This is a genomic window from Dyella sp. (genome assembly GCF_035685885.1).
Classification (GTDB): Bacteria; Pseudomonadota; Gammaproteobacteria; order Xanthomonadales; family Rhodanobacteraceae; genus Dyella.
Window position 1 is genome coordinate 1 of sequence record NZ_DASRZX010000010.1, and the last position, 19,532, is coordinate 19,532.

Genomic DNA, 19,532 nt, shown 5'->3' on the forward strand with positions numbered 1-19,532 from the left:
GCCATGCGCACAAGAAAAAAATGGGCGCTTTGCAGCGCCCATTTTTTTGTTTAACGCCGCGGCAGGGTTTGCCGCGGTGAGCGTTCGTCGTCGTACAGCACGTACTTGCGGCCTTCCACGTGATGGGCGATGGTGCTGCGCACCTCTGCCGCCGTCACGTCTTCCGCCACGACACGGCGTGAAATGCGCCCGTCGCCGTCGATCCACTCGACGATGCGGCAACCGCTGCCCCAAGGCTGCATGAGCGGCTCCGAAACCCGGCAGCCGCGCACGACGATCGATCGATCGCCGCAGGACGTATCAGTCTGTTTCAAGTCGCTATCCTTTCCGCCGGCACGGGATTGAACATCGCGCCAAGGATAGGGAAAACGACGTGCAAAATGGTTACAGCGAAAACCAGGGTTGTTACTAATCATTACGCGACAGTACGCCTGCCATCGAAGCGCGACGCGTTCAATCCAGTTCGCGCACGCGGTCGATCGCCTCCTCGATGCGCTCCACGGCAATGACCTGCAAGCCGTCGATCGGCTGCCGGGGCGCATTGGCCCGGGGAATCAGGGCGCATGAAAATCCGAGCTTCGCAGCTTCCTTCAGACGCTCCTGACCCCGCGGCGACGGTCGAATCTCGCCCGCGAGCCCCACTTCACCAAATACGATCAGACCCTTGGGCAACGCCTTGTTACGCATCGACGAGTGAATGGCGAGCAGCAAGGCCAGGTCGGCGGCCGGTTCCGTGATCTTCACGCCGCCCACGGCGTTGAGGAACACGTCCTGGTCGAAACACGCGATGCCCGCATGACGATGCAGCACCGCCAGCAGCATGGCGAGCCGGTTTTGCTCGAGGCCGACCGCGAGGCGGCGCGGATTGGGCACATGGGCAGTGTCGACGAGCGCCTGCACTTCGACGAGCAGCGGCCGCGAGCCTTCCTGGGTGACAAGCACGCATGAACCCGGCACGCTCTGCTCGTGCTGCGAGAGAAAGAGCGCCGAGGGATTCGCGACACCGCGCAGACCTTTTTCGGTCATCGCGAACACGCCCAGTTCGTTGACCGCGCCAAAGCGGTTCTTGAAGGCGCGCAGCACGCGGAAGCGGCTGCCCGATTCGCCCTCGAAATAAAGCACGGCGTCGACCATGTGCTCCAGCACGCGCGGTCCGGCGATGCCGCCTTCCTTGGTGACATGGCCCACGAGGAATACCGAGGTGCCGGTTTCCTTGGCAAAGCGCGTGAGCTTGGCGGCCGATTCGCGCACCTGGCTCACCGAGCCCGGTGCCGCCGTGAGCAGTTCGGTCCAGATGGTCTGGATGGAGTCGATCACCAGCACGCGTGGACGGCTCGCGAGTGCCTGCTCGATGATGCGCTCAATGCAGGTTTCCGCCAGCGCATGCAACGGCGCCAGCGGCAGGTCCAGGCGCTGCGCACGCGCGGCCACCTGGGCGAGCGATTCCTCGCCGGTGACATAGACGCTGGGCATCTGCATGCCTAGCGTGCCCAGCATCTGCAGCAGCAGCGTGGATTTGCCGATGCCCGGATCGCCGCCGATTAGCACCACCGAGCCGTCGACCAGGCCACCGCCCAGGACGCGGTCGAGTTCGCCGATGCCGGTCAGCGTGCGCATTTCCGCTTGGAGCGCCACCGAGGTGAGCGGCGTGACCTTGGGTGAGCCCGCGGCAGCGCCCGCATAGCCCGTCGTGCGTGCGGCGCCCACCGACTTTACCGCCGGCTGCACCACGAATTCGCTCAAGGTGTTCCAGGCATTGCACTCGATGCACTGGCCCTGCCATTTGGAGTGCTCCGCGCCGCAATCGGCGCAGACATAGGCGGTCTTGGCTTTGGCCATCGGGAATCCCTGGAATGCACAACGAATGGCGATGAGCTTAGCGGGCGATCATCGCAGGCGGCGAGACGGCGATGCGTCGTCTATTGCTCGTCTTCGACGAACAGTACGCGACGGGTCATGCCGCAGGTGAGGTCGTAGGAAATGGTAGCTGCCCGCTCCGCCACGATCTCCACCGGCAATTCCGGTCCCCATAGCGTCACGCGATCGCCCACTTTCGCGCTGGGCGCCTGCCGCAGGTCCAGCGTGACCAGGTCCATCGACACGCGGCCGATCAACGGTACGCGGACATCGCCCACCAACACAGGCGTGCCGGCCACCGCACTGCGCGGATAGCCATCGCCATAACCCACGGCAGCCACGCCCACCGGCATGTCTTCCGGGCAGGTCCACGTACCGTTGTACCCAATGCGCTCGCCCTGCCCGATATGGTTGATGGCAATGAGGCGCGTGCTCAGCGTCATGGCCGGGCGGAAGCCAAAGTCCGCGCCAGTCTTGCCATCCACCACGGACAGGCCATAAAGCAGCCCGCCCGTGCGAACCCAGTCGCCCTTGGCTTCGCCCCAACCCAGCACCGCCGCCGAGTTCGACAAGGAGCGCGGGCCGTGCAACCCGCGCGTGGCGTCGGCGAAACGGCGAATCTGGGCCGGCGTCTGCACGCCGTCGAATACTTCCGATTCGGCGAAATGCGTGAGGAGACCGATTTCCGGATCGATGCCCGGCATGGCAGCGAGCTGGGCATGCACGAAAGCCACTGCCTCGGGCGCAAAGCCCAGGCGATGCATGCCACTGTCCACCTTCAGCCACACCCGCAGCGCGCCGCGCGCGGGAGACGCCTCTTTCAGCCAGTGCAATTGTTCTTGGTGATGAATCGCGGCATCGAGGTTCAGCCGCTGCATCTCGGCGATGTCGCTGGCGCGATCGGGGCCGGACAACACCACGATGCGCTGCCGATGGCCTGCCGCACGCAGGCGCAGACCATCACCCAGCGCCGCGACCGCGAAGGCGTGCGCATCACCGTCAAGCGCGCGCGCCACCCGCTCCAGCCCATGGCCATAGGCATCGGCCTTGACGACCGCCATCACCTTCGCAGGCGCGGCCAGCTGCTTGATGCGTGCAAGGTTATGGCGCAGTGCGCCCAGATGGATGGTGGCGACGGTAGTACGGCTCATGCCTGCTCGGCGCCGTGACGGCGCGGTGGGAAGTGGTCGGAAAAATGGGGCCGGCCGGCTCCGGACAGGACGGCAAGCTTACCAGTCCTGTCCGCGGCCTAGCCGACCCGATGCACCCAGCCTAACTTTCCGGCCCGGCACGCCCGGGGCGCACCCATGGCAATCCCCGGGCAAGGCTGCCCCACCGACAGCCATGCTTGCTCAGTGCGTGTCTTTCGTGTTGCAACGTTCGATGGCGACCCGGCGCGCCCGATCGTATTCATGCTGGCTCATGGCGCCCGACGCCAGCGCGTCCTGCAGATCGGTCATCTGCTTGCCGCAGGTTTCATTGTTTTGCACGACGCGGGTGGAGCTTCCGCAACCACCCAGCGCCAGGCAGGCGACGGCCAGTGAAGCAAGGATCACGGTCCGGTTCATGGCTGCATCCTCAAAGCACGCCCAGTACCAACAACACGATCAGGATGATGAGGATGAGGCCAAGGCCACCACTGGGACCGTAACCCCAGCCACGGCTATACGGCCAAGCCGGCAGTGCGCCGAGCAAAAGCAACACGATGATGAGCAGAAGTATCAGCGACATGTGTTGTGCCTCGTGCAGGAAAACCGGCTACGAGGTTGCGCTGGATTATGTGAATCCCGCCGGGGATTCGTGTGGACTTCGCGCATACGGTCGGGTCGGTACAGGTGCCGTTCCTGTAGTGGAACCGGACCTGTACCGCACGCGCAGGCCTTATTCGAACGCACCCACGAACGAATCGGGCGCGTAGTTCTCGAACTTGGTGTAATGCCCGAGGAAGGTCAGCTTTACCGTATCGGTCGGGCCGTTACGCTGCTTGCCGATGATGATTTCGGCCAGGCCTTTGTCTGGCGATTCCTTGTTGTAGTACTCGTCGCGGTAGATGAACATGATCACGTCCGCGTCCTGCTCGATAGCACCCGACTCGCGCAAGTCGGACATCATCGGACGCTTGTCGGCACGTTGTTCCAGTGAACGGTTCAACTGCGACAGGGCGATCACCGGGCAGTTGAGTTCCTTGGCCAGGCCCTTGAGCGAGCGCGAGATCTCGGAGATTTCCGTTGCGCGGTTTTCCTTGTTGCCCGGCACCTGCATCAGCTGCAGGTAGTCGATCACAATAAGGCCCAGGCCGCCGTGCTCGCGATGCAGTCGGCGCGAACGCGAACGCATTTCCACCGGGGAAAGGCCCGGGGTATCGTCGATGAAGATCTTCGCCTCGGAAAGCAACGCGATCGCATTGGTAACGCGCGGCCAGTCCTCTTCGGCAAGGTCGCCGTTGCGCAGGTGCTGCGCGTGAATGCGGCCGACCGACGAAATCATTCGGAAGGCCAGCTGCGAGGCCGACATTTCCATCGAGAAGATCGCCACCGCCTTCTTCTTGCCGCGCATCGCGACGGCTTCGGCGATGTTCACCGAGAACGCGGTCTTGCCCATCGAAGGACGCGCCGCAACGATGATGAGGTCGGAAGGCTGCAGACCCGAGGTGAGCTCGTCCAGGTCGGAGAAGCCGGTGGAAACGCCGGTGAGCTGGCCCTTGTTCTCGAAGCGCTCGGACAGGATGCGGAACGCATCCTTGACGGCCTCGCGCATCGACACCGTATCTTTCTTGCCGCGGGCACCGGACTCGGCGATCTTGAACACCGCCTGCTCGGCGCGCTCAAGCACCTCCTGCACGCCCATGCCTTCGGGCTGATAGCCGTCCTCGGCGATGCCCGTGCCGGCGTCGATCAGCTGCCGCAGCACCGACTTCTCGCGCACGATATCCGCGTAGGCACCAATGTTCGCCGCGCTGGGCGTGGTATTGGCCAATTCGATGAGGTAAGCGGCGCCCCCGACCATCTCGGCCAGACCGTTGGCCTCGAACCAGTCGCCCAGCGTGATCGCGTCACAGGGCATGCCTTTGCTGGCCAGTTCGGTGATGGCGCGCCAGATCAGGCGGTGGTCCTTGCGGTAGAAGTCCTGCTCGCCCAGGCGATCGGCCACCTTGTCCAGCGAATCGGGCGAGAGCATGAGGCCGCCAAGCACGGCCTGTTCCGCATCGATCGAATGCGGCGGCACGCGCAGCGCGTCGATGCTGGGGTTGGACTTGCGCTCGGAACGACCGCGGCGCTCGGAGCGCTCGGGACGATCGGAACGGTCGGAAACGAAGGACATCGCGGTTCCTCAGCGAACCGGCGCGATCGCCGGTGGCATGGCATTAGGCACAGAGCATACGCGGCGCCATCTCAGGCCGCGAGACAATAACCCTGTGGAAAACCTGTGGTCAGCTGTGGATAACGCGGTGGAAAACCACTCGCCTCGCCCAAAAGCAAACGGGCACCCGGAGGCGCCCGTCTGGGTATCGCAAGCGATGGATCGGCTTACTTTTCGCCGATCACGATCACCTTGACCTGGGTCTGCACGTCGGCGTGCAGCGCGATCACGACCTCGAACTCGCCGGTGTGGCGGATCGGGCCTTCGCCCTGGATCACTTCGTTCTTGTGCACTTCGTAACCGGCGACCTCGAGGGCCTCGGCGATTTCGCGCGGACCGACCGAGCCGTACAGCTTGCCTTCCGGGCTGGCGTTCACGGTGAGGGTCACCGAAGCGCCTTCCAGCTTGGCCTTGCGGCCTTCAGCGCCGGACAGCTGCGAGGCAGCCTTGGCTTCGTACTCGGCGCGGCGCTTCTCGAAGGCTTCGAGGTTGGCAGCGTTGACCGGCACGGCCTTGCCCTGCGGCAGCAGGTAGTTACGGCCGTAACCCGGCTTGACCTTGACCTTGTCGCCCAGATTGCCGAGGTTGCGGACTTTTTCGAGAAGAATCAGTTCCATGATGGTTCCTATTCGTTAGCACCGGATGGGCCCGGCGCAGCCGTGGACGGTTGTCCGAAGGTTTTCAGCTCCCTCTCCCCTTCGGGGAGAGAGTTGGGGTGAGGGGCAATCTTGCGAGATGGCAGCATCGAAGCGAACTTCGTAGCAGCGCTACCGCGAGACCCGCCCCTCACCTCAGTCCTCTCCCCACAGGGGAGAGGAAGCAAAGCCACGACTTAGACGTCGTGGTTGTCGGTGTACGGCAGCAGAGCCAGGAAGCGAGCGCGCTTGATCGCGGTCGCCAGCTGACGCTGGTACTTGGCCTTGGTGCCGGTGATGCGCGACGGAACGATCTTGCCGTTCTCGGTGACGTACTGGCGCAGGGTGTTGAGATCCTTGTAATCGATCTCCTTCACCTTCTCGGCAGTGAAGCGGCAGAACTTGCGGCGGCGGAAGAACTTGGACATGTCTGTGCTCCTGATCAGTCGTCGCTGTCGCGATCGTTGTCACGGTCGTCGCGCTCGCGACGGGCCGGGCGCTCATCACCATCGCTGTCGTCGTCGCGGCGACGCGAGGACTTGGCGTCATCCTTTTCCTTGGACTTCAGGATGAAGGACTGCTCGACGTCAGCCTCATCACGCTTGATGACGAGGTGGCGCAGCACGGCGTCGTTGAAACGGAAGCCCGACTCGAGCTCGTTCAGCGCGTTCTGGCTGACTTCGATGTTGAGCATGACGTAGTGAGCCTTGGCCAGGTTCACGATGGGGTAAGCCAGCTGACGGCGGCCCCAGTCTTCCAGGCGGTGGATCTTGCCGCCGTCGGTCTCGATCAGCGCTTTGTAGCGCTCGATCATGGCCGGGACCTGCTCGCTCTGGTCAGGGTGGACCAGGAACACGACTTCGTAATGTCGCAGGGACATTGGGGGGTAACTCCTTGTGGATGCGGCCCTTTTGGGGCCTGGCAGCCTCCCGCGCTATGCGGTGAGGCAAGGTTCCGTCCAAACCCGTTGGGCTTGGACAGAAGCGGAAGTGTAAGTGAATTCAGGGGCTTGGGGCAAGCGGTTCAGAATGCAGGGTCACCCAAGCCTTACACCCTCTCAGGCACGTCATACGCCCGAAAGCGGGGATGACGTGCGTAAGTCGTGTCGCGCCTGATAGCGCTCAGCCGACCGTGAAACTCTCGCCGCAACCGCACTCACCGGTGGCGTTGGGGTTGTGGAACACGAAGCTGGCGTTGAGGCCCTGACGCTGGAAGTCGATCACGGTGCCGTCGATCAGGGGCAGGCTCTTCTCGTCGACGATGAGCGGGATGCCATCCACGTCCACCGACCGGTCGCCCTCGCCCACAGCCGTCGCCAGGTCCACTACGTAACCAAAGCCGGAACAGCCGGTCTTCTTTACGCCGAAGCGCACGCCGGCGGCGCCAGGGGTGCCGGCGAGGAAGGAGCGCATGCGTTCGCTGGCGGCAGGCGTGATGGTGATGGTCATGGGCGGTGCAACTACCGTGAGATTCGATGGTCGGAAATCGGGCGCGAAGGGTCGCTACCTGAACGGAACGTCGTTTATCATGCCAGATTCGTCTTACGCGTCCGATATGCGGCGCTCAGCAGGAGTTTCAATCCATGGCGGTGGTTAGCCCGATTCTATCGAGCGTGAAGCAGGCCCTTTCCGGCTCTATCGAGGCCGGCAGTGTGGTCACGGTGCGCGGCTGGGTGCGCACGATCCGTGATTCGAAGGGCGGCTTGTCCTTCGTGAATGTGACCGATGGTTCCTGCTTCGACCCGATCCAGGCGGTGGCGACCGACAAGCTGGCCAACTACGAGAGCGAGGTGAAGCGCCTCACCACCGGCGCCGGCCTGATCGTCACCGGCACGCTGGTGGCTTCACAGGGCAAGGGGCAGCGCTTCGAGATCCAGGCCGACAGCGTCGAGGTCACGGGCTTCGTCGACGATCCGCTGACCTATCCGATCCAGCCCAAGCCGCACACGATGGAGTTCCTGCGTGAGGTGGCCCACCTGCGCCCGCGCACCAATCTGTTCGGCGCGGTGACCCGCGTGCGCCACACGATGATGACGGCGATCCATCGCTGGCTCACCGAACAGGGCTTCTTCTGGATCAACACGCCGATCATCACCACGTCCGACGCCGAAGGCGCGGGCGACATGTTCCGCCTGTCCACGCTGGACCTGGCCAACCTGCCGCGCACGCCGGACGGCAAGATCGATTTCCGCAAGGACTTCTTCGGTCGCGAGGCGTTTCTCACCGTGTCCGGCCAGCTCAACGTCGAGGCCTACTGCCTGGCGATGAGCAAGGTGTACACCTTCGGCCCGACCTTCCGCGCCGAAAACTCCAACACGCCGCGCCACCTGGCTGAGTTCTGGATGGTGGAGCCCGAGATCGCCTTTGCCGACCTCAACGCCGATGCCGATTGCGCCGAGGGCTTCCTCAAGGCGATCTTCAAGGCCGTGCTGGAGGAACGCGCGGATGACATGGCGTTCTTCGCCGAACGCGTGCAGCCGGATGCCATCAGCCGCCTGGAAGCTTTTATTGCCGAACCGTTTGCGCGCATCGATTACACCGAAGCGGTCGACATCCTCAAGAAGTCCGGCCAGAAGTTCGAGTTCCCGGTGGTCTGGGGCATCGACCTGCAGACCGAGCATGAGCGCTATCTCGCCGAGAAGCATGTCGGCCGCCCGGTGGTGGTGATGAACTACCCCGAGCAGATCAAGGCCTTCTACATGCGTTTGAACGACGACGAGAAGACCGTCGCCGCGATGGACGTGCTGGCCCCGGGCATCGGCGAGATCATCGGCGGCAGCCAGCGCGAGGAACGCCTGGACTACCTCGACCGCCGCATGGTCCAGTTCGGCCTCGATCCGGCCACGTATGGCTGGTACCGTGATCTGCGTCGCTACGGCACGGTACCCCACGCCGGTTTCGGCCTCGGCTTCGAGCGCCTGCTGGTGTATGTATGCGGTCTCTCCAACATTCGCGATGCCATCCCCTACCCGCGTGCGGCGGGGACGGCCGAATTCTGATTGACGGTTATGCCATGCGTTATCGCCTGATCGCTGCCACTGCCATCGCTGTCTCCGCCGCCTTGGCGGCTGGATGCCACAGCATGAAATCCTTCGTGCCGCCCAACCTCCGGGCGCCGGAAGACTCGCGCGTGAGCCTGGACCAGGCGCGCCAGACGCTGCAGCAGGCCACACCCTGCTGCAGCACGTTCGCGGACTTCTCATTCCAGAACTCGCTGCCCTGGCAACCGCGGAGGTTCGTGCTCGGACCCGGCAGCCTAGTGGTGAACCTCAATGGCGAGCGCAGCTATTTCCTGAGCTTCAGCCTGCCGCGCGAAACGCAGCTGCCGTATCGCATCGCCATCAAGTCCGAATTGAACGGCCGCTGGCTGCGCGCCAGCTACCTGTTCGCGCCCACGGTGGTACTGCTGGACGACGCATTCCAGCCGATCGCGTCGCAGGACATCGGCCTATGCGAACACATGGGCTGGACCGATGAAACCACCGGTGCCTTCGGCGCCGTCGAGATCACCGACAAGCGTGCTCGTTACCTCGTGTTGTACAGCTCCGCGAAGCAGCAGGCGGACAGTACCTACTGGGAACAGTCTCCGGCGGCGTTCTCCGCCGAGGCACCGGTCAAGATGGCGTCCGCCGGCACTTTCAAGGTGCCGCACGGCCCCGACGGCACCGTCTGGCTAGGCGTAATGGACAAGACCTACCAGGCCGCCGTCGACAATGCGATCTGCGCCAAGCCGCAACAGGGCAACGGCGTACTGAGCACGCTGCGCGACGCCATTCCGCTGCCGGGCCTTGGCGATGGCAAGCCAAAGTCCGCGACGCCGCAAACGACGACTCCCGACAACACCGGCGTGGCTCCGGCCACGGGCAGCGCGCCGCAGAGTTGAGCGCGTACCCACGCAACCCCATGACAGGCACGGCATGATCGAGCTCTACCTCACCCTACTGACCGCTGGCGTTGCCTGCTTCCTGCTCCACTTCGGCTCGCAATATCGCGTGGCCTCGCTGTTGCGCCGCAATCACCCGAAGCAATGGCAGATCATCGCCGAGGCGGATGGAAAGCCGGCCAACCTGATGCGCACCTGGATGCGCCTGCAGCTGGCGCTGCGCTCGCCGGTGCTGCCGGCGCTGGAAGACAACGCCATCACGCGCTGGCGTCGCGCCTGGCGCTACAGTCTGTGGGCAGCCTGGCTTTGCTGGTTCGGCGCGCTCGGCATCCAGCTCAACGCGCGCTGATCGTCTTCCCTCCACCGCAAGGAGCTTTCCATGCAGTTGGACCTGAGTGGCCGTCGCGCCCTGGTCTGTGGCGCATCGCAGGGCATTGGCCGTGCCAGTGCCATCGAATTGGCGGAACTGGGCGCCAGCGTCATCCTGCTCGCACGCTCGACGGATACGCTCAAAGCGGTTGCCGCCGAATTGCCCCGCAAGCACGGACAACAGCATCAATGGCTGGCGGCGGACATGTCGCAAACCGACAACCTGCGGGACGCACTGGCCGGCGTGGTGGCCGAGGGCGCCGTGGAGATCCTGATCAACAACACGGGTGGACCGCCGGGCGGCCCCGCCTTCTCCGCCGAACCAGCCGCTTATGAGGCCGCCTTCCGGCAGCATCTGCTGGCAGGACAAATCCTGGTCCAGGCCTTGTTGCCGGGCATGCGCGCTGCGCACTACGGACGCATCGTCAATGTCATTTCCACGTCAGTGAAGGAACCGATCGCAGGATTGGGTGTGTCCAACACCGTGCGTGCGGCGGTGGCGGCGTGGGCGAAGACGCTGTCCAGCGAACTGGCTGCCGACGGCATCACCGTCAACAGCGTGTTGCCGGGTTACACGCGCACCGCCCGATTGGACAGCCTGTTGTCGGCGCAGTCCAGCCAGAGCGGACGCAGCGGCGACGAAATCGCCAAGGGCATGCTGGCCTCGGTGCCCGCGCGTCGCTTCGGCGAGGCATCGGAAGTCGCGGCGGTGGTGGCTTTTCTGTGCTCGCCGGCCGCGGCCTACGTCAATGGCGTGAGCATTGCGGTGGATGGCGGGCGCACGCGCACGCTGAGCTGACACCTGTATTCCTGGCCCTGGGCGCGATTGCAGTACGGGACAATGCCGACCGTCGATCGCGCACAGGGTGCGCTCCTACAAAAACAACTCCGGGAGGCGCGTACGCATGCGTCCGGTGCATTTGAACGATCCAGGCCTTAAGCTTGCGCTGATGCCACATTTGCGCCTCGCCAACCTGATTGACGGCCGCCTGCAGGCGCCTCGCAACGATCAATGGCTGGATGTCTTCGAACCGGCGACCGGCCAGGTTTTCGCGCACTGCCCCGATTCCTCCGCTGATGACGTCGCCGATGCCGTTGACGCAGCGCGTCGTGCAGCACCGGCCTGGGCTTCGACACCTGCCGAGAAGCGCGCCGGTCTGCTGCACACGCTGGCGGATCTCATCCAGGCACGGATGGACGCCTTCGTCGCACTGGAATCGCGCGACAGTGGCAAGCCGCTAGTCCAGGCTCGCAACCTGGACATTCCACGCGCCATCGCCAATCTCCGCCATTTCGCCGCCGGCATCGTGACCTGGGGCAGCGAATCGCACGCGATGGAAACCGGGGCGATCAACTACACCTTGCGCCAACCGCTGGGCGTGGTGGGCTGCATCAGCCCGTGGAACCTGCCGCTGTACCTGTTCACCTGGAAGATTGCGCCGGCGCTGGCGGCGGGCAACACGGTGGTGGCCAAGCCCTCGGAAATCACGCCCTGCACCGCCGCCCTGCTGGGCGAGTTGAGCATCGAGGCAGGCTTTCCTGCGGGCGTGCTCAACATCGTGCAGGGCCGCGGCCCCACTGTCGGGCAGGCCATCGTGGAGCACGTGGCGGTGAAGGCGGTGTCGTTCACCGGCAGCACGCGCACCGGCGCGCAGATCGCGGCCGTGGCGGCACCCCAGTTCAAGAAGGTGTCGCTGGAGCTCGGTGGCAAGAACCCTGCCGTGGTGTTCGACGATGCCGACCTCAGCGACGCCAACCTCGACACCATCGTGCGTTCGGGCTTCGCCAACCAGGGCGAAATCTGCCTGTGCGGTTCGCGCCTGCTGGTGCAGCGCTCGATCTATGACAGCTTCCGCGAGCGCTACCTCGAACGCGTCAAGGCGTTGCATGTCGGTGATCCGGATGAAGCGGGCAGCGACCTCGGTGCACTGGTGTCGCGCGAACACTTCGACAAGGTGCTGGGCTGCATCGCCACCGCGCGCGAAGAAGGCGGCCGCGTCCTGTGCGGCGGCGACTCCGTGCAGGTTGCCGGCCGCTGCGAGTCCGGATGGTTCGTGGCGCCCACGGTGATCGAGGGTCTGGCCAGCGATGCCATCACCAACCAGCACGAAATCTTTGGCCCAATGGTCACCCTGATTCCCTTCGAGGACGAAGCCGACGCGTTGGCCATCGCCAACGGTACCGGTTACGGCCTCGCCGCCTCGGTATGGACGCGCGACCTGTCGCGCGCGCATCGCTTCGGCGCCCAACTGGACTTCGGCATCGTGTGGATCAACTGCTGGCTGCTGCGCGACCTGCGCACGCCCTTTGGCGGCACGAAGCAATCGGGGCTCGGCCGCGAAGGCGGCACGGAAGCGCTGCGCTTCTTCACCGAGCCGAAAAACATCTGCATTCGCTATTGAGTTGAGACGACCGACGTGAAAAGCCCACTCCAAAGCCTGATCGACAGTAACCGTGCGTGGTCTGCCGCCGTCCGCGGACAGGACCCTCGCTTCTTCGAACGTCTTGCCCAGCAGCAGGCACCCAAATACCTGTGGATCGGTTGCTCCGATTCGCGTGTGCCGGCCACGCAGATCGTCGACCTGCCGCCCGGTGACATCTTCGTGCAGCGCAATGTCGCCAACGTGGTGTCGCATACCGACCTCAACTGCCTCAGCACCATCCAGTTCGCCGTCGACGTGCTCAAGGTGGAGCACATCATCGTGGTCGGCCACTACGGTTGCGGCGGCGTGCAGGCGGTGCTCGACGATCGCCGCCTCGGCCTCGTCGACAACTGGCTGCGCCACGTGGCCGACGTCGCCCAGAAGCACTCGCGCCTGCTCACGTCCATCGACCTGATGAACCTGCGCAATGCGCGCCTGTGCGAGCTCAATGCGATGGAGCAGGTAGTCAACGTGTGCCATACCACCATGGTGATGGACGCCTGGGAGCGCGGGCAGAAGTTGTCCGTGCATGCGTGGTGCTACAGCCTGTTCGATGGCCATGTGAACGACCTGGGCATGCACGTGAGTGCGCGCGAGGGCCTCAAGCCGGCCTACGAACATGCCTTGCAGCGCCTGGGCACCGTGCCGGAGTTCAATCGTTGAGCGACATCGTTCGCACCAGCCACGCACCTGCGCCCGTGGGCGCCTATCCGCACGCGCGCCGCGTGGGCGAACTGCTGTTTCTCTCGGGTGTCGGGCCGCGCATGCCGGGCGACAACAGCATTCCAGGCAACGTGCATGACGCGAGTGGTGCGCTGATCGGTTACGACATTGAGGCGCAGTGCCGGCAGGTGTTCGCCAACGTACGTGCCGTGCTCGAAGCCAGTGGCGCACGCTGGTCAGACCTGGTCGACGTGACGGTATTCCTCACCGACATGGCCCGCGATTTCCCGGTCTACAACAAGCTCTATGCGGAATATTTCGCCGGCGTGGATGCGTGCCGCACGACGCTCGGCATCACCGCGCTGCCGACGCCGATCGCCATCGAACTGAAGTGCATCGCCTCGCTCAGGCGCGATTGAGGCCGCTCGTAGTCGCAAGCAAAAACCCCGGCATGGTGCCGGGGTTTTTTATGGCCCTGAACCGGGACGGATCAGTGGCTGGTGGTAGTGGCTGGCAGGGTTGCCTTGGCCGATTTCTTGTTGGATTTGCCGCCTTTCTGCTTCTGCGCACCCGGTTGGCCGGACTTCTTCTTGTGGTGATGCGAAGAAGACGACGACTTGGTCGCGGGCGCGGCCTGCGGAGTAGCGTCCTGGGCCAACAGGGAACCGGAGAAGGCAACGCTCGCCACGAGCAGGGAAGCGATCGCAAACTTGCGCATGATGTCAAACCTCGAACGTCGTGTGCCGCGGACCCGGCCGGAACCCGGCGACACGGGCGGCGCGGCGGTTACACGATGACATGTTTCGAGGCGCATCTGCACCGCGCTTTTCCCGTAGTTTTGCCAGATTTCAGCGACGAACGGCTTGACATTGCAAAGGCCTGGCACGGCTCGAATCTTCTTGCGTCCTACACGCAGTGCCGCAGCAGTTGCAGGATCAGTTCCTGCACGTGCGCAGCCTTCGCGTCGTCATACGCGAAGCTGTCTTCATCCATGTAGTTGAGCTGCGCCAGCTCCAGTTGCACGGCCTCGATGCCGGCATGCACACGCCCGTAGTGACGGGTGATGTAGCCGCCCTTGAAGCGACCGTTGACCACATGGCTGTAGCGCGACTGGCCCTGCAGCACGGTTTGCAGCGCCTGCTGGAGTGGGGGCGTGCAGCTGGTGCCGTCGGCGGTGCCAAGGTTGAAATCGGGCAGGCGGCCTTCGAACAACATGGGCACGCGGCTGCGGATGGAATGTCCTTCCCACAGCACCACGCGACCGTGCTCGGCACGCAGGCGTTCAAGTTCTTGCGACAGCGCCTCGTGGTACGGACGCCAGAATTCGTTTACCCGGCGTTGAACTTCATCGGCCGTGGGCTCCTGTCCATCGAGGTAAAGCGGCTCGCCATCAAAGCCCACCGTGGATACCAGGCCCGTTTCGCGCTGTCCCGGATAGAGCGCGTGCCCATCCGCCGGACGATTGACGTCGACCACATAACGCGATGCCAGCGGCTTCAACACGCTGGCGCCCAGCATCTCGGCAAGCGGCTCGTAGAGGCGGCTGACATGCCAGTCGGTATCGACCGAACGCTGCGCCGCAGGGTGCATGCGCGCGGCGAGAGCGTCGGGGATGTGGGTACCGTTGTGCGGCAGGCTGATGAGCAGCGGCGCAGTGCCGCGATGCAGGCTAACGATGGAAGTCATGCGGCAAGTTTACCTTGGGCTGAATCGCCGGGCATGAAGGCCGCCCTACCCCATCAGCACCATTTCCTCGGCCGAGCTGGGATGGATCGCCACGGTCGCGTCGAGGTCGCGCTTGCGCACGCCCATCTTCAGGGCGACGGCAAACCCCTGCATCATTTCCTCCGCGCCGGGACCCAACGCGTGGAAGCCCACCACGCGCTGGTCCTCGCCCACACAAAGGATCTTCATGATGCTCTGCGCGGTGTGGCCGGCCACGGCCAGTCCCAGCGGCGTGAAGCGGCTGCGATAAACCTGCACCTGGTCGCCGTGGAATTCGCGCGCCTGTGCCTCGGTAAGGCCGACCATGGCCAGCGGCGGCTCCGCGAACACCACGCTGGGAATGTTTTCGTAATCGAGGCAACTGTCCGCCTGTCCGCCGAACAGGCGATCGGCGAGATGCCGCCCCGCCGCCACGGCCACCGGCGTCAGCTCGGGACGCTCGGTAACGTCGCCCACCGCATAGACGCCAGGCACGTTGGTGTTCTGCCAGGCATCGGTCACCACATGCCCGGCTTCGTCGACATGCACGCCGGCCGCTTCGAGGTCGAGGCGATCGCTGTTGGGCACGCGGCCGATCGCCCACAGCACGGCGTCATACGGGCCGCAAGAACCGTTCACCTCATCGCCAATCAGGATGTCGTCATCGACGCGGCGCAATCCGGATACGTTGCATTGGCCGGTGATGTCGATGCCTTGTGCCTGCATCTGCGTGGTGAGGCCATCCACCAGCTCCGCGTCGAAGCCGGTGAGCACGCGGTTGCGTACATGCAGCGTCACTTCGCTGCCCAGCGCGCGCAGCAGTCCGGCAAATTCCACGGCGATATAGCCGCCGCCAATGACGGCGATGCGCCGCGGCAGCGAACGAAGTTCGAAGATGTCGTCGGACACCATGCCCAGGTCAAAGCCCGGCAGGTCGAGGCGGCGCGGACGGCCGCCGGTGGCGATGACGATCTGCATGGCGTTCAGCTCGTCGCCGCCCGACGTGGCAATCGTATGGGCCGATACGAAGCGACCGGTTTCGGCGAAGACATGGATGCCCGCCTCCATCAGGCGCGTCGCATAACGCTGCCGGATGCCGTCGATGTAGGCATGGCGCAGTTGCCGGAACCGTTCCCAGTCGAGTGCGCCCGGCGTGGAGGCGAAGCCGTAGTCCACCGCCAGCTGCTGCCCCTGCGCTAGTTGGGCTGCATTCCACAGTGCCTTCTTCGGCACGCAGCCGACGTTCACGCAGGTGCCCCCCAACGCCCCTGGCTCCAGCAACGCCACGCGCGCGCCATGGCGCGCGGCGCGGAACGCCGTGGCGAGTCCACCGGAACCACCACCCAATACGATCAGGTCGAATGTCTGGGCCATCGGAATCTCCTATCCATGCAACCACACTAGGGTGGCAAACGAGCAGGTGGCGTAAAGCTCAGGCACCAAAGCGCGCCGGTGCGTAGGGTGAAGGATCGATCGAGGGCGTGTCGCCGCGCACGAGGGCGGCGATCATCTCACCCGTGGCCGCCGACATGCTCACGCCCAGCATGCCGTGCGCCGTGGCGAACATCAGGTTGGACCAGCGCGTGCTGGGCCCGATGATCGGCACTTCATCGACACTCATCGGCCGCCAGCCCCACCACTCCTCGAGCATCTGCGGACCTTCCGGTTCGTGCAGTCCGGCGGCGGCGCCGCGGCGCAATGCATCCAGGCGTGTGCGGTTGAGCCCTTCGGCATAGCCGGAGAACTCCATGGTGCTGCCAAGTCGATAGCCTGTTTCCCAGGTGGTGACGCACACCGCCGCTTCGCGCAGCACCAGCGCATGGCGCGGCGCGAGCGAGGGTCGCGTATAGGTGATGGAATAACCCTTGCCCGGCTGCATCGGCAGGCGCAGGCCCAGCAGCTCGCCCGCAAGCGGCGACCACGCACCAAGCGCCATCACCACGCGCTCGCCACGAAACACGCCGCGCGTGGTGCGGACGTGGTCGACGCGTCCATGCTGCAAACCGAACTGGTCGATGCGTGCGCCCGATTCGATCGCGCCGCCGAGCGCGAGTACGCGCTGCGCGAGTTCCGCCGCGTAGCGGTCTGGGCGAAGGCGGGCATCGCCCGGATGAAACAGGCCACCGGCCACGCCTGGTTTCAATGCCGGCTCCCTGGCCTCCACCTCGTCGCCGCGCCATCGATGCACTTGCACACCCAACCGGTCCAGCACCTGGGCGTGATGCCTTTCATCCGCCTGCAGGGCGCGTGGCGTTCGGTAGACGTAGAGTTCGCCTTCCTCGCCAAACTCGCAGTCCAGTCCCTCTTCTTTCACCAGCGTGGTCAGCAGGCTGCGCGAGCGTTGCAGGATCGCCGAGCGTGCATGCGCTGCACGCTCGAAGTCGCGCCAGTTGCAGCGCCTGGCAAAGCCCAGCAACCAGCGCAGGCGCGGTCCGTCGAGACGCGGGTTGATGTAGAGCGGCGCATCCGCCCGCAGCATCGAGCGCAGCCCGACGCCGAGCATGCCCGGCATCGCCAACGGCGCGGCATGGCTCGGGGTGATCGTTCCACAATTGCCGTGCGAACTGCCGCAGCCCGGGGTACCCTGCTCGAGAACGCGCACGGTCGTCCCGGACTTCAGCAGGTAATAAGCACAGGCCAGGCCGATGACGCCGCCGCCAAGAATCAATACATCACTGCGTGAAGCATCCATAGACCCATTGTAGCGTTTGCCCAGCCCGCCCTACCCCGAGGGACAAGAGCGATGGAAGCGTCCGATACGAAGTCCGGCAGGATGAAGGTCGTGTGGCAGGCGGCCATGGCGTGTGCCATGGGAAGCGCGCTGCTTTCGGTCGGCGCGCAGGCCGGCGCGCAACAGCAAGCACGACCGGCCAGCGCATCGTCGAGCATGCAGGTATCGCGCGATCTCTTTTCCGAGACGGCGCACATGAAGACCGACCTCGCCCGCTACATGTACCTCAAGGAGGTGATGTTGCAGCTGAGCAAGGAAGACCGCCTGATCGACCAGCAATTGCTTGCTTCGGTCGAGGACGAGCTGGGCCTCTACGACGAGGCGATCTATGACTTCCCTTTCGACAACCGCGTGCAGACCCGCGTGCCGCTGCCAGCCGCCACCGACTGGCAGATCGTCGATGCCGCCGAACAGATTGCCAAGCTGGCCACCGACCGTCGCATCGTGATGGTCAACGAGGCGCACCACGACGCCCACACGCGAGAGCTCACGCTTGAACTGCTGCCCAAGCTGCGCGCCGAGGGCTTCAACTATTTCGCCGCCGAAGCGCTGGTCAATAGCGACGACGAGTTGATGAAGCGGGGTTACCCCGTCGAACGTTCAGGCAGCCAGTACCTGCACGAGCCGCTCTACGGCGACATCGTTCGCCAGGCCATCAAACTCGGTTTCCAGGTGGTGGCCTATGAGTCGGAAGCCGATGTGTTGGCCGATCGCGAGGCCGGGCAGGCCAACCTGCTTTACCGGCAGGTGTTTGCCAAGGATCCGAAGGCGCGCCTGTTCGTGCACGCCGGCTACGCGCACATCGACAAGGCGCCCGGCAACCTCGGCGGCACCATCAAGCCCATGGCCATGCAGCTCAAGCAGCTCACCGGTTTCGATCCGCTGACGGTCGACCAGACGCGCTGGCGCGACATCGGCCCGATGCCCGATACCGATCCCTACAAGCAACTGTTCGCCCAGTTCCCGGTAAACGGCCCTTCCGTGCTGATCAACCGGCAGAACGGCAGCGTCTGGGCATCCGATCCCGAGCGCCATGACGTGGACGTGATCCTGCCGCCTTCGGGCCACCAGCGCCGACCGCACTGGCTGGCACTCGATGGCGCGCGGGTGACGCGCGTGGCCTCGGCCGACATGTGCCGCAAGCAACTCCCCTGCGTGGTGGAAGCGCGCTATGCGAACGAAAGCGACGACGCCATTCCCGCCGACCGTTACACCTTCCTCACCGACGACAGCATCAACACCTTGTACCTGCGACCGGGCGAGTACCGGGTTGTCGCCAAGGATCGCGAGGGTCGGATCGTGGGGCAGCGCAATCTCACCGTGGACAAGCCGGGCTCATGAAGCCCGGAGACATATTCGAGTAATCACTCAAAACTTCCGCGCAACCCATTGATTTGCTAACCTCGGCCGCGACCCATGCCCGAGGGGATGCATGATGTGCCCGGAAGATGCCGCTACGTCCTTGTCGCCCGCGCCGTGGCGGATGGCGCGGTTTCTGCTGCCGGCCCTCGCGCTTGCGCTTCTGGCGGCCTGCTCCAGCAGCCCGCGCAAGCCGGTTTCCCGCGAATCCCATTCGGCTCTCGCCAACCTGCCGGCCCGTGCTCCGGCGGGCAGCGCCGGTACGGCCAATGACGTGCTGTTCCGCGCCATCGCGCTGGTCGGCACGCCTTATCGCTGGGGCGGCAACACGCCCGATGGCGGTTTCGATTGCAGCGGCCTGGTGGATTACATCTATCGCAACGCCGCCGGGCTCATGCTGCCGCACAGCTCCCGCGAGATGTCCGAGCTGGACGGTGCCCGGGTTCGCCAGATGACCGACCTGGTGAGCGGCGACCTGGTGTTCTTCGGGGGCACCGCCGGCATCAGCCATGTGGGCGTCTACGTCGGCAAGGGGCGGTTCGTCCACGC

At 64.7% G+C, this 19,532-nt stretch carries 23 protein-coding genes; 9 read left to right on the forward strand and 14 right to left on the reverse strand.

Annotation, left to right across the window (positions count from 1 at the left end; genetic code table 11):
- Window positions 1–50: 50 nt before the first annotated feature.
- The 10 genes from VFG49_RS01960 to VFG49_RS02005 all read right to left on the reverse strand — a co-directional run bounded on the left by VFG49_RS01960 (window position 51) and on the right by VFG49_RS02005 (window position 7,300).
- On the reverse strand, window positions 51–542 hold the full coding sequence (locus VFG49_RS01960) for a DUF2866 domain-containing protein (protein ID WP_324857820.1): 492 nt from the start codon (window positions 540–542) through the stop codon (window positions 51–53).
- Window positions 454–1,839 carry a DNA repair protein RadA gene (radA, locus tag VFG49_RS01965; protein WP_324857821.1) on the reverse strand — a complete coding sequence of 462 codons (1,386 nt, stop codon included), beginning with the start codon at window positions 1,837–1,839 and terminating at the stop codon, window positions 454–456. The genes VFG49_RS01960 and radA overlap by 89 nt, the downstream gene beginning before the upstream one ends.
- An 80-nt stretch (window positions 1,840–1,919) precedes the next feature.
- A complete protein-coding gene (gene alr / locus VFG49_RS01970; RefSeq protein WP_324857822.1) occupies window positions 1,920–3,008 on the reverse strand; it encodes an alanine racemase in 1,089 nt (362 codons plus the stop codon).
- Between the two features lie 201 nt (window positions 3,009–3,209).
- Window positions 3,210–3,425 (reverse strand): hypothetical protein, encoded by a 216-nt coding sequence (locus VFG49_RS01975; RefSeq protein ID WP_324857823.1) that lies wholly within the window; start codon window positions 3,423–3,425, stop codon window positions 3,210–3,212.
- 10 nt (window positions 3,426–3,435) lie between these two features.
- Window positions 3,436–3,588: a DUF3309 family protein gene (locus VFG49_RS01980; RefSeq protein WP_324857824.1), complete on the reverse strand. Its 153-nt coding sequence runs from the start codon at window positions 3,586–3,588 to the stop codon at window positions 3,436–3,438.
- A gap of 150 nt (window positions 3,589–3,738) precedes the next feature.
- Window positions 3,739–5,178, reverse strand: coding sequence for a replicative DNA helicase (locus VFG49_RS01985; RefSeq protein WP_324857825.1), 1,440 nt, complete (start codon window positions 5,176–5,178; stop codon window positions 3,739–3,741).
- A gap of 206 nt (window positions 5,179–5,384) precedes the next feature.
- Window positions 5,385–5,834, reverse strand: a complete 450-nt coding sequence (gene rplI, locus VFG49_RS01990; RefSeq protein ID WP_324857826.1) for a 50S ribosomal protein L9 — start codon at window positions 5,832–5,834, stop codon at window positions 5,385–5,387.
- A 215-nt stretch (window positions 5,835–6,049) separates the two neighbouring features.
- Complete coding sequence (gene rpsR / locus VFG49_RS01995; protein ID WP_187056029.1) at window positions 6,050–6,280, reverse strand: 30S ribosomal protein S18; 231 nt, start codon at window positions 6,278–6,280, stop codon at window positions 6,050–6,052.
- A gap of 14 nt (window positions 6,281–6,294) precedes the next feature.
- A complete protein-coding gene (rpsF, locus tag VFG49_RS02000) occupies window positions 6,295–6,732 on the reverse strand; it encodes a 30S ribosomal protein S6 (protein ID WP_324857827.1) in 438 nt (145 codons plus the stop codon).
- A gap of 241 nt (window positions 6,733–6,973) precedes the next feature.
- Window positions 6,974–7,300 carry an iron-sulfur cluster assembly accessory protein gene (locus VFG49_RS02005; RefSeq protein WP_324857828.1) on the reverse strand — a complete coding sequence of 109 codons (327 nt, stop codon included), beginning with the start codon at window positions 7,298–7,300 and terminating at the stop codon, window positions 6,974–6,976.
- Window positions 7,301–7,434: 134 nt separating this feature from the next.
- Between VFG49_RS02005 and asnS the strand changes: the two genes are divergently transcribed.
- The 7 genes from asnS (at window position 7,435) to VFG49_RS02040 (ending at window position 13,608) form a co-directional block, all read left to right on the forward strand.
- Window positions 7,435–8,850, forward strand: a complete 1,416-nt coding sequence (asnS, locus tag VFG49_RS02010) for an asparagine--tRNA ligase (protein ID WP_324857829.1) — start codon at window positions 7,435–7,437, stop codon at window positions 8,848–8,850.
- An 83-nt stretch (window positions 8,851–8,933) separates the two neighbouring features.
- Complete coding sequence (locus tag VFG49_RS02015; RefSeq protein WP_324857830.1) at window positions 8,934–9,734, forward strand: MalM family protein; 801 nt, start codon at window positions 8,934–8,936, stop codon at window positions 9,732–9,734.
- Between the two features lie 34 nt (window positions 9,735–9,768).
- Window positions 9,769–10,083, forward strand: a complete 315-nt coding sequence (locus VFG49_RS02020) for a hypothetical protein (protein WP_324857831.1) — start codon at window positions 9,769–9,771, stop codon at window positions 10,081–10,083.
- A 30-nt stretch (window positions 10,084–10,113) separates the two neighbouring features.
- Complete coding sequence (locus VFG49_RS02025) at window positions 10,114–10,902, forward strand: SDR family oxidoreductase (RefSeq protein WP_324857832.1); 789 nt, start codon at window positions 10,114–10,116, stop codon at window positions 10,900–10,902.
- 151 nt (window positions 10,903–11,053) lie between these two features.
- A complete protein-coding gene (locus VFG49_RS02030) occupies window positions 11,054–12,505 on the forward strand; it encodes an aldehyde dehydrogenase (RefSeq protein ID WP_324857833.1) in 1,452 nt (483 codons plus the stop codon).
- Window positions 12,506–12,520: 15 nt separating this feature from the next.
- Window positions 12,521–13,189, forward strand: coding sequence for a carbonate dehydratase (gene can, locus VFG49_RS02035; protein WP_324857834.1), 669 nt, complete (start codon window positions 12,521–12,523; stop codon window positions 13,187–13,189).
- A complete protein-coding gene (locus VFG49_RS02040) occupies window positions 13,186–13,608 on the forward strand; it encodes a RidA family protein (RefSeq protein ID WP_324857835.1) in 423 nt (140 codons plus the stop codon). The genes can and VFG49_RS02040 overlap by 4 nt, the downstream gene beginning before the upstream one ends.
- A 71-nt stretch (window positions 13,609–13,679) precedes the next feature.
- On the opposite strand, the gene VFG49_RS02045 is transcribed toward VFG49_RS02040, so the two are convergent.
- From VFG49_RS02045 to VFG49_RS02060, 4 genes are all read right to left on the reverse strand, one after another.
- Complete coding sequence (locus tag VFG49_RS02045) at window positions 13,680–13,907, reverse strand: hypothetical protein (RefSeq protein WP_324857836.1); 228 nt, start codon at window positions 13,905–13,907, stop codon at window positions 13,680–13,682.
- Between the two features lie 188 nt (window positions 13,908–14,095).
- Window positions 14,096–14,875: an N-formylglutamate deformylase gene (gene hutG / locus VFG49_RS02050; protein WP_324857837.1), complete on the reverse strand. Its 780-nt coding sequence runs from the start codon at window positions 14,873–14,875 to the stop codon at window positions 14,096–14,098.
- Between the two features lie 45 nt (window positions 14,876–14,920).
- A complete protein-coding gene (gene gorA / locus VFG49_RS02055; protein WP_324857838.1) occupies window positions 14,921–16,267 on the reverse strand; it encodes a glutathione-disulfide reductase in 1,347 nt (448 codons plus the stop codon).
- A 58-nt stretch (window positions 16,268–16,325) separates the two neighbouring features.
- The gene (locus VFG49_RS02060) at window positions 16,326–17,585 is read right to left on the reverse strand and encodes an NAD(P)/FAD-dependent oxidoreductase (protein ID WP_324857839.1); all 1,260 of its coding nucleotides are present in this window, start codon (window positions 17,583–17,585) and stop codon (window positions 16,326–16,328) included.
- Window positions 17,586–17,636: 51 nt separating this feature from the next.
- Between VFG49_RS02060 and VFG49_RS02065 the strand changes: the two genes are divergently transcribed.
- Together VFG49_RS02065 and VFG49_RS02070 are read left to right on the forward strand one after the other, a co-directional pair.
- On the forward strand, window positions 17,637–18,965 hold the full coding sequence (locus tag VFG49_RS02065; protein WP_324857840.1) for a hypothetical protein: 1,329 nt from the start codon (window positions 17,637–17,639) through the stop codon (window positions 18,963–18,965).
- Window positions 18,966–19,107: 142 nt separating this feature from the next.
- Window positions 19,108–19,532, forward strand: a 425-nt coding sequence (locus VFG49_RS02070) for a C40 family peptidase (protein ID WP_324857841.1), incomplete at its 3' end; no start/stop codon positions are given.